Annotated in this window: 9 protein-coding genes; 4 read left to right on the top strand and 5 right to left on the bottom strand. The window is 40.7% G+C overall.

Annotated elements, in window-relative coordinates:
* Positions 1–728: 728 nt before the first annotated feature.
* The 3 genes from IEW93_RS18990 to asnB all read left to right on the top strand — a co-directional run bounded on the left by IEW93_RS18990 (position 729) and on the right by asnB (position 5,607).
* Positions 729–1,475: an HAD-IIA family hydrolase gene (locus tag IEW93_RS18990; protein ID WP_188740813.1), complete on the top strand. Its 747-nt coding sequence runs from the start codon at positions 729–731 to the stop codon at positions 1,473–1,475.
* 123 nt (positions 1,476–1,598) lie between these two features.
* Positions 1,599–3,248, top strand: a complete 1,650-nt coding sequence (locus IEW93_RS18985; RefSeq protein ID WP_188740812.1) for a M28 family metallopeptidase — start codon at positions 1,599–1,601, stop codon at positions 3,246–3,248.
* A 694-nt stretch (positions 3,249–3,942) separates the two neighbouring features.
* Complete coding sequence (asnB, locus tag IEW93_RS18980) at positions 3,943–5,607, top strand: asparagine synthase B (RefSeq protein ID WP_188740811.1); 1,665 nt, start codon at positions 3,943–3,945, stop codon at positions 5,605–5,607.
* A 155-nt stretch (positions 5,608–5,762) separates the two neighbouring features.
* On the opposite strand, the gene IEW93_RS18975 is transcribed toward asnB, so the two are convergent.
* The gene (locus tag IEW93_RS18975; RefSeq protein WP_188740810.1) at positions 5,763–6,521 is read right to left on the bottom strand and encodes a TerC family protein; all 759 of its coding nucleotides are present in this window, start codon (positions 6,519–6,521) and stop codon (positions 5,763–5,765) included.
* 224 nt (positions 6,522–6,745) lie between these two features.
* Here IEW93_RS18975 and IEW93_RS18970 point away from each other — a divergent pair, with 224 nt between their 5' ends.
* A complete protein-coding gene (locus IEW93_RS18970; protein WP_188740809.1) occupies positions 6,746–7,258 on the top strand; it encodes a GNAT family N-acetyltransferase in 513 nt (170 codons plus the stop codon).
* 14 nt (positions 7,259–7,272) lie between these two features.
* Here IEW93_RS18970 and IEW93_RS18965 read toward each other — a convergent pair whose 3' ends face one another.
* The 4 genes from IEW93_RS18965 to IEW93_RS18950 form a co-directional block, all read right to left on the bottom strand.
* Positions 7,273–7,470, bottom strand: coding sequence for a DUF1289 domain-containing protein (locus tag IEW93_RS18965; RefSeq protein ID WP_188740808.1), 198 nt, complete (start codon positions 7,468–7,470; stop codon positions 7,273–7,275).
* The gene (locus IEW93_RS18960; RefSeq protein ID WP_188740807.1) at positions 7,451–7,801 is read right to left on the bottom strand and encodes a VOC family protein; all 351 of its coding nucleotides are present in this window, start codon (positions 7,799–7,801) and stop codon (positions 7,451–7,453) included. The genes IEW93_RS18965 and IEW93_RS18960 overlap by 20 nt, the downstream gene beginning before the upstream one ends.
* An 81-nt stretch (positions 7,802–7,882) precedes the next feature.
* Positions 7,883–8,581 (bottom strand): DUF445 domain-containing protein, encoded by a 699-nt coding sequence (locus IEW93_RS18955; protein ID WP_188740806.1) that lies wholly within the window; start codon positions 8,579–8,581, stop codon positions 7,883–7,885.
* A 115-nt stretch (positions 8,582–8,696) separates the two neighbouring features.
* The gene (locus IEW93_RS18950) at positions 8,697–9,095 is read right to left on the bottom strand and encodes a GNAT family N-acetyltransferase (protein WP_188740805.1); all 399 of its coding nucleotides are present in this window, start codon (positions 9,093–9,095) and stop codon (positions 8,697–8,699) included.
* Positions 9,096–9,364: the final 269 nt, after the last annotated feature.

Genomic DNA, 9,364 nt, shown 5'->3' with positions numbered 1-9,364 from the left:
GTGAAGGCTTCGATATACATGCTTATACTCCTGAAAAGAGAGTATAAGATCACGAACGCTGTATTAGGTCAAATAAGATTTAATCGATAGCGTATTTTGTTTAAAAAACGTTCGCGATCTCACCCTGGGTAATCTGCTGGTTATTCTCACCCACGAGCTATACAAGGCAGGGTTTACAATTACAGCGGTCTAATACAATCTGCACTTATAGTAATACCTCTCGCACTACATCACAAACCTCATTTTAAAACAGCTAGTTACCTCCCCTACTTCTTGCCAAAAAGTGCTAACGCGATAGAATGCTTCTAATAGTATTTTACACAGTAATCGGAGCACGACATGGAAGTGGATTTCTTTAAGGATTTAGAAACTGAAATCAAAGAAAAGCTAAAAGATTTTGGTTAAAGTTACTGGCCTTTTTTATTTACGCTGTAAAAGCTCATCAAGCTTACCATTCATCTCTTTTTGAGTAGCTTTAATGTCGTCGATATGTGAATGCAATGTGCCGATTTGGTTTTTAACCACAGCCATTTCACTCTGCCCTCATCCACTTACTTGTTAGTAATTTTATAATTATTTCAATATGCTATATGGAAATTTTAATTAATACTTAATCAACAGGTAAAACAAGCCTGATTATCTTTATAATTTCAGTATTTAATCGTTGTTTTCTGGCCTAAATTAGCTTTAGATGTAGGCAGGTTGTATTTGAAGGAAGAAATGACACAATGAAAAATATTATATGTGATATTGATGGTGTACTGCTGCACGACAACAAACTCATTCCAGGAAGCGACAAGTTTATTCATCGCGTACTAGAACAAGGCAATCCGCTGGTTATCCTCACCAATTATCCTGTGCAAACCGGTAAAGACTTACAAAACCGTCTGGGCGCGGCGGGCATTAATGTGCCAGAAACCTGTTTTTATACTTCGGCCATGGCAACGGCTGATTTTCTTAAACACCAAACCGGCACCAAAGCATTTGTGATTGGTGAAGGCGCCCTCACCCACGAACTATACAACGCAGGCTTCACCATCACTGACATTAACCCAGATTTTGTCATTGTAGGCGAAACTCGCTCATACAATTGGGACATGATCCACAAGGCATCACGTTTTGTTGCGGGCGGCGCGCGCTTTATTGCCACCAACCCAGACACCCACGGCCCGGCATTTAGCCCTGCATGTGGCGCATTATGTGCATCCATTGAGCGCATAACAGGTAAAATGCCATTTTACGTAGGTAAGCCAAGCTCATGGATTATTCGCTCGGCGTTAAACCACATTCAAGGCCACTCTGAAAACACCGTGATTATTGGCGACAATATGCGTACCGATATTTTGGCTGGTTTCCAAGCTGGTCTTGAAACCATCTTAGTCACCAGTGGCGTGAGCCAAATGAGCGACATCGAAAAAGAGCCATTTAGACCTAACCATGTGTTTGCCTGTGCGGGCGACATTGACGTAGTGTAAACACCTCATTTGCCATTACATTTACATTAGGTAACACATTATCAAGCCAGAGCCCTTGTCATAGCGCGCTGGCTTGATCCATTATGCTGGTCCGAAAAATAAAAATAATATTCAGGATAGAGCATGAAACAACTGTTTCCTTTTTGCGCCGTAGCGCTGCTCAGTGCATGCAATGTAGGTGAGACAACAACAGCACCACAAACACCAGATAAAAGCGCTCAAGTCAGCTTTGATGAGCAACGCTTTAGAGCCGACATTACCACCTTGTCTTCAGACAAATTTGAAGGCCGAGCACCCACCACTCAAGGTGAAAAACTCACACTCGATTACCTATCAGCAGCCTTTAACGAAATGGGCCTAATTGGCGCTGTCAATGGCAGTTACTTGCAAGCTGTGCCTATGGTGAGCTATACCGCAAGTGAGCAACAAAGTGTTAATTTAGCGGGTATTGATATGCAATATCGACAGGATATTGTGCTCAGCAGTCGTCACGATAATCAACAAGTGAGTATTAAAGAGGCTCCCTTGGTCTTTGTCGGCTACGGTATCAACGCACCAGAATACCAATGGAACGATTATCAAGGTGTCGATATGAAAGGCAAAATAGCCGTCATATTGGTTAACGACCCCGGTTTTGCGCACCCCAATGATAAAAAATTTAATGGCAACGCCATGACTTATTACGGTCGCTGGAGTTACAAATTTGAAGAGGCAAGCCGTCAAGGAGCCCTTGGCGCCATTATAATCCACGACACTAAACCAGCCTCTTACCCATGGTCAGTGGTTGAAAACAGCTGGACCGGCCCTCAACAAGATTTAGTGCTCGCCAAGGCTGAACAAGATGCTCGGGTACAAGTCGAAGGTTGGATAACCTTAGACAGCGCCAAACGTTTATTTGACAAAGCCGGCTTATCATTGAGCGGATTAATGGACCGCGCTGCCGACAGTGCATTAAATGTCGATTTAGCCCAAACCGCTTCAATAGCATTTACCAACAAAGCTGACTATGCCGACAGTTACAATGTCGTGGCGACATTGCCAGGTAGCAGCCAGGCTGATGAGCATATTGTATTTACTGCACACTGGGACCATATCGGCGTTGATGACAGCAAAGAAGGCGACAACATTTACAATGGCGCCTTAGACAATGCTTCAGGAACCGCCGGAATATTAGAAATCGCTCGCCAATTTGCTAAACAAGCCAAAGCAGAACATGGTTTAAAACGTTCGCTGACGTTTATCGCCACAACAGGCGAAGAACAAGGCTTATTAGGCTCGCGCTATTATGCTGCTAATCCTATTTATCCCATCAACAAAACCGTTGCGGTGTTTAATCTCGACAGTACCAATGTGTATGGAAAAACCAAAGATTACACCATAGTTGGCAAAGGCCAGTCGGAACTAGAAGTTTATTTAGAACAAGCTGCAGCCACACAAAACCGTGTGACAACAGGCGAAAGCAACCCTGCATCTGGAGGCTTTTTTCGCTCAGATCATTTCAGCTTTGCAAAGCTTGGCGTGCCTGCGGTATTTGCAGGTGGCGGCGCCCAACCTCTTGACGAAGAGACTGCACAATACAAAGCGGCAATGACAGAACAAATGAAAGGCTGTTACCACAATGTGTGTGATCACTATCGTGAAGATTGGGACTTATCTGGTGCACTGCAAGATTTAGGCGTGTATTACCAAGCGGCTCATGCATTAGGTAATAACCAAGATTGGCCAGGCTATTATGCTGGATCAGAGTTTTATCCGCTAAGGCCCGCTGATTAACCCTATTGCTGTTTATTATTCCTTCCCACCCAAGGATTTGCCCATCATCATGTGATGGGCTTTTTTTTATCGCTCAATATGAGTTTTGAAGAGATCAGGTTGTGACCCATTACAGCCCAAATGAATGCACAAAATATGTGCACTGATAAATCATTAACAAATTATTTGCCTATTTAACCTCAACTCTGGATAAGAGATGTATTGATAACGATATAAATCAATAGATTGACTAAAATCCACTGTCAAGCTTGTGATTTGTTTTGCTAACAAGGCGAATTAACGCGTCAATAGCTAGCCTATTGCAAGTTAATTCAACGCAGTGAGGAAGGCAAAGGACTGCTTGAAAGGCGTTTGTTATCCAGAGCTGAGGTTATTTAAGGTTATTAAATCTTTTATAACCATCAAGTTGCTTAAAAAATCCGCAAACGCACTTGTTAAGTGCAATTGAGCATTTTTTAAGATGCAATTGATAAATCCTGAATATATTGGCAATTTTTTCAATAAAATTATCGATACAACAACAATAATGACATTTTACAATACATTTAACAATTAAAGCTAAAGCAAAAAGAGATTAAATCATTAAAATAGCCATATTTATGATGTTATCTCAAAAAACTTACTTGGCTATTAACAAAAATGCTGGCAAAGTAACAAACAGATAAAGATTAGCCAACGCTGCTGGAGCCGTATTATGTGTTCAATATTTTCAATTTTAGATATCAAAACTGATGCAAGCCAACTACGTCAAGTTGCTTTAGAAATGTCAAAATTATTGCGTCATCGCGGTCCAGACTGGTCTGGTATTTATGCTGACGACAAAGCAATTTTAGCCCATGAACGTCTTGCCATTGTTGACGTAGACCACGGCGCACAGCCACTCATCAGCCTCGACGGCAACCTTGTATTAGCGGTTAACGGAGAAATCTACAACCATAAGCAGCTTAAAGCGCAGTTAGGTGACAAATACCAATATCAAACTAACTCAGATTGCGAAGTGATCTTATCGCTTTATCAAGAGTACGGCTGTGACTTTTTAGACAAACTCAACGGCATCTTTGCCTTTGTGTTATACGACAAAGCTAAAGGCACTTACCTAATTGGCCGTGATCATATTGGTATTATCCCGCTATACACAGGTTTTGACTCATCAGGTAACTTTTATGTTGCCTCAGAAATGAAAGCACTGATGCCAGTGTGTAAAACCGTAGCAGAGTTTTTACCTGGTCAGTACCTCTACTCAGCAGATGGTAAACCAACTCACTACTACCAGCGCGATTGGAAAGACTTTGACGCAGTTAAAGACAACCCAGCCAGTGTAGAAGAATTACGTGATGCACTTGAAGCCGCAGTTAAACGTCAGCTAATGTCAGATGTACCTTACGGCGTATTATTGTCTGGCGGATTAGACTCATCTGTGGTGTCAGCTATTACCCAAACTTTTGCTAAACACCGCATCGAAAACGATGGCGAAACGGGCGCATGGTGGCCACAACTTCACTCATTTGCAGTGGGTTTAGCTGAATCACCAGATTTAGTTGCCGCACAAAAAGTAGCTGATGCCATTGGCACCATTCATCACCCGATTGTGTATACCTTCCAAGAAGGTCTAGATGCCATTAAAGAAGTGATTTATCACCTCGAAACTTACGATGTCACAACAATCCGTGCCGCTACGCCTATGTACTTAATGGCGCGTAAAATTAAAGCCATGGGCATAAAAATGGTGTTATCAGGTGAAGGTGCTGATGAATTATTTGGTGGTTACTTGTACTTCCATAAGGCTCCAAACGCTCAAGCATTCCACGAAGAACTGGTACGTAAATTAGACAAACTGCATTTATTTGACTGCTTACGTGCTAACAAAGCCATGGCCGCATGGGGACTTGAAGCCCGTGTACCTTTCTTAGATAAAGAGTTTATTGACGTTGCAATGCGTGTAAACCCAGAAGCTAAGATGTCAAAAGATGGGCGTATCGAAAAACACATTTTACGCCAAGCGTTTGAACATAAATTACCGAAAGAAGTGGTATGGCGTCAAAAAGAGCAATTCAGTGATGGTGTGGGTTACTCATGGATTGATGGCTTAAAAGCTCACGCAGCTGCCAACGTAGATGACGTGCAATTTGCTAACGCAAAATTCCGTTTCCCATATAACACACCAGAGTCAAAAGAAGCCTACTTCTACCGCAGCTTCTTTGAAGAGTTCTTCCCACTCGCTAGTGCGGCTGAAACCGTACCAGGTGGCAAAACAGTGGCCTGCTCAACTCCAGAAGCACTATTGTGGGATGCAAGCTTACAAGGTATTAACGACCCATCGGGCCGTGCCGTTAAAAACGTACATGCCAGCGCGTATTAATTGCTGCTGAATTGAAATAACAAAAACTGCTACAATCATCATCAAGATAATCTGTAGCAGTTTTTAACTCTATGCGTGTTTATCGTTCGTGATCAAATAATCAACAAAGATAAATACGCTCTAAACAAACACTTCAATAAAGAAAATAACTAAAATCAATCAACCTCTTTATCGTTCATCTTTTTATTCAATATGATAGTGCCTGAATCTTTACTCTTTTTAAGTTTGATATTAATAAGCTCAACAACGAGTGAAAAGGCCATAGCAAAATAAATGTACCCTTTAGGCACATGAAAATCTAAGCCCTCTGCAACCAGTGTAAAACCAATCATCAATAAAAAAGATAAGGCAAGCATTTTGATGGTTGGATTACTGTCAACAAAATCACTGATAGGTTTAGATGCAAATAACATCACAATCACCGAAATAATGATTGCGATAATCATGATAGAAATATTACTCACTAACCCTACCGCAGTAATCACAGAGTCCAAAGAAAACACAATGTCGAGTACAGCAATTTGGATCAGCACAGAGTAAAACCCAACAGAGACAATATCTCGCTGGCTATCTTCAGGAACTTCAAAACTACTGTGGATTTCATGAGTTGACTTAGCCAGCAAAAATAGACCGCCAAAAATCAAAATCAAATCTCTTCCAGAAATAGCTTGCTCTAAGATTGTAAAAATAGGTTCAACCAACCCCATTATCCAGTATAAGCTCAATAGCAATGCCAATCTTGCAAACATGGCTAAGCCTATACCAATTTTTCTCGCTTTATCTCTTTCAGAAACTGGTAATTTTGAAACCACTATCGAGATAAAAATAATGTTATCGATACCTAATACAATCTCTAATCCTATGAGGGTGATTAACGCAACCCATGCTTGTGGATCTGCAATCCATTCGAACATATAAACCTCAATAAAAATGGCCAGTTAAAGACGCGAAGACTTTATCCTAACCCATGAAATCTCACAATAGAGCAAGATTGATTTATTTTTCAGTCTAAAACGAATACTTGCGTTGTTGATTAGATTAATATTTACCAAAATAGTTAAAGACACCTGTACCACCAATCAAAAATATAACGTAATAATCACTATTATTCATTAACACTCAATGGCTATAAAACTCAATGAAAAACATAAGCATATTTAATTTAGAAATGACGTCACCAACACAGTTAATGCCCAAAAATACACATCAAGGCTTGTCACTGGTCAAGGTTAATATTAAACAATTCCAATTTAATCGTTTTCTATACCAGTTTGTGGGCGCTGCATGGCAATGGACAGACAAATTGAGCTGGTCAGACAGCCAATGGCAAGCCTACAGTGAAGCAGACAATTTACATTTGTATGTGGCTTATTTAGAGGGGGCTCCAGCTGGCTATTTTGAATTACAACAGCAAGAAGGCGGCAACGTTGAGATAATGTATTTTGGTCTTGGCGAGCGCTTTATTGGTCAAGGCTTTGGCGGCTATTTACTCACACAGGCTATCGAACACGCATGGGCGTTACCTCACACACGTCGTGTTTGGGTGCATACCTGTTCTTTAGATCACCCAAGTGCATTGCAAAACTATCAAGCCCGCGGGTTTAGCTTATTTAAAACCGATATAGAGCCTCAAACAGCATCGGCAAAGTAAGTCACACGGTGAGATTAACGATTTTTACAGGCTATTGCGCGTTGTTGTAGTATTTCTATCAACGCGACTTTTTGTTGATCGTTCATCGAATGCCACGCCAAAATCTCATCTAATGAGCGATGACAGCCTAAACACACATCATTACTGTCTAGGCAGCATTGTCTAACACAAGGGGTTTCAACCAGTGAACGATTACTGTGACCAGACCGCATATTCGTTACCATTAATATCTGTGAAATGAAAACGCCTGCCGCCAGGAAAACGAAAAGTATCACGACTAATTAAACCACCCGCATCAATAACCGCTGCTTGAGTGGCCTCTAAGTCCTGGCTATACAACACAATCAACGGGCAGCCATTGGCCAGCGTAAATGAGAGAGGTGATTGGTAAAAACCACCATCGATGCCTACATTCAAAAAACAAGTGTAATCAGGGCCATAATCTTGAAAATCCCACCCAAACACTTGCTTAAAAAACGCTTTAGTGGCCAGTACATCTTTTACTGGAATTTCGAGATAATTAATACTGTTGTGCTGGGCCATAACTTCCTCTATTAATCTGCGTTAATCCTAGGGTAATAACCAGTTGGCCAACTCATCGCTACAGCAATGTGTATCGTCGACTTACTGCACTAGCGCAGCAACGGCACCGATCAATCCACCAAATACCCCTCCCCACACAACTAACCACCCTAAGTGTGTCTTAATCATATCTTGAACAATCTGCTTAACTAACTCTGGTGTTAACTCATTTAAGCGCTGCTCAACAATATTAGCCACCTTTGCTTGCATATCGGCAATCACGTTGGGTTGTTCAAGCTCATTAACTAAAATAGCGTTAAATTGATCGCTTTGCGCTAATTCAACTAAAGATTGTTTCATTTTTTCAATAAAAGGCTCTTTTAGAGGGATCAAGGCTTCTGTACCACCAAACATCGCCAGCATGCCACCAAAAGAAGACTTTTCGATAGTTAATACCAATGCATCAAAAGAAGGTGCTAAATCAATTTTCTCAATCACAGGCGTTAAATCGATATGACTGGCACTGCTACTTGTTAAAAAGCGATCGATGTTTTCTTGGGTAAAGAACTGTTGCATCATTAAATGATGAATACCGGCTTTAAACTCCTCAAAACGCGATGGTACGACACCTGAACCATATAACCCAGGGACTTTTTCAAACAGCATATGAATCGCTAACCAGTTTGTGATTGCGCCAGATAATGCAAATAATCCTATGGTTAATACTATTTGCTGTTCTAGGCCATAACCCACCAAAACAAATATGGCGGCGATTAAATTTGTTGCAACACTCTTGTTCAATCTCTGTTCCTTAACATTATTTTGCCTCTTTTAGCGGCTCGCAAGAGGACACAAAAAAACCTCAGTTATTTTATCGAAAATAAGCTGAGGTTTATAGCTTGTTTGGCACTAATGATTAAGCAAGATCTTGCGCTCTTGCAACCAGTTCAGACTCCTCTTGCTGTTCAACACGATTAATTAACAGTACGCCTGTACTTTGTGCCAACAACTCAGCTTTTTGATACATTTGATTGGCCACGTCTTCATATTGATAGTCAGGTAACACAAAAACATCCTCTAAGTACCAAACAGGGGCCAATAGTAATGAAGAAAATGAAGGGTATAATTGAGTAAAACCGAGCATTTTATCATCTTTGATACACACAAATATCATGGTGTCGTTTTCAGCTAAGCGATGATTTAAAAAAGCTCGACAAGCAGAAAAATCAGGCGCTTGATTAAGTTGCTGACGATATAAATCAAACAGATTACTCAGCGGTTCGAGGTCTATACTGGATGCGAGACGAATTTGCATTTATCATCCTTGAATTTAGCGGTTATTATTGTGTTGATATAACTAACGATCAAATTCACCAGCGTTGCTTTCACTCAGTGTATACACTCATCGAATGTAGGACACCTGCCAACACGCATAAATAAAACCTATTAATTACATAAACTTATTTTTTATAATTAACAATCTAGCATCAAAAAAGATCAAAGTAAATTATTCTGTTTCTGCAACAAAATTATCCCTCGTATAAAGATTTATTTGTTACTATGTCTAGCTGTGACCCTGCATTA

Source organism: Shewanella inventionis, assembly GCF_014641855.1.
GTDB classification, from domain to species: Bacteria; Pseudomonadota; Gammaproteobacteria; order Enterobacterales; family Shewanellaceae; genus Shewanella; species Shewanella inventionis.
This window is presented reverse-complemented; position numbering and strand designations above follow the sequence as displayed.